The sequence below is a fragment of the Mangrovicoccus sp. HB161399 genome (assembly GCF_013184745.1).
Taxonomy (GTDB): Bacteria; Pseudomonadota; Alphaproteobacteria; order Rhodobacterales; family Rhodobacteraceae; genus Mangrovicoccus.
In genome coordinates this window covers 1-840 of the sequence record NZ_JAATVU010000271.1, presented here as the reverse complement: position 1 = coordinate 840, position 840 = coordinate 1, and the positions used below count along the sequence as shown (strand labels likewise).

At 68.7% G+C, this 840-nt stretch carries 1 protein-coding gene; it reads right to left on the bottom strand.

Translation table 11 applies throughout. From position 1 onward, the window contains the following. Positions 1–840: carboxylating nicotinate-nucleotide diphosphorylase (gene nadC / locus HCC78_RS32825; RefSeq protein WP_371743978.1), on the bottom strand; the 840-nt coding region annotated here is incomplete at its 5' end.

Sequence of the window (840 nt, the reverse complement as noted above, 5' to 3'; positions counted from 1 at the left end):
TCAGGCCTCGTCGAGGCCGATATCGACGCAGGGCGCCGACTGGGTGATGCGGCCGACCGAGATGAAGTCCACGCCGGTCTCGGCCTTGCCCCGGATCGTGTCCAGCCGCACCCCGCCCGAGCATTCCAGCGGCACCCGCCCGGCAACCCATGCGACCGCCTCGCGCATCGCCTCGTTGGTCATGTTGTCCAGCATGATCACGTCGGCCCCGGCCTCCAGCGCTTCGCGGACCTGCTCCAGCCGGTCGCATTCGACCTCGATCTTGGTCAGGACCGGCGCCAGCGCCTTGGCGCGCGCGACCGCGGCGGTGATCGAGCCTGCCACGGCGATGTGGTTGTCCTTCAGCATGATGCCGTTGTCGAGGCCCAGCCGGTGGTTGCGTCCCCCGCCGCAGGTCACGGCGTACTTCTCCAGCATCCGCAGCCCCGGCGTGGTCTTGCGCGTGTCGACGAGGAAGGCGCCCGTGCCCTCGATCTCCTTCACGTACTCGGCAGTCACGCCCGCGATGCCGGACATGCGCTGGACCAGGTTCAGCGCCACCCGCTCGGCGGTCAGCAGCGCCTGGGCATTGCCGGTGACCGTGGCGAAGGTGACCCCGGCCTCGACGCGGTCGCCGTCCTTGCGGGCCGTCTCGAAGCTGCAGCCGGGGTCGAGCTTCCGGAAGATCAGCTCCGCGATCGGCAGGCCGGACAGCACGACCGGCTCGCGCGCGTTCATGCCGAAGCTGGCCACCGCGCCGTCATCCACCATGATCTTCGCGGTGAGGTCGAAATAGTTGCAGTCCTCGTCGAGCCACAGGTCGATGAGACGGTCCACTTTGCGCATGTCGATCAGCATGGG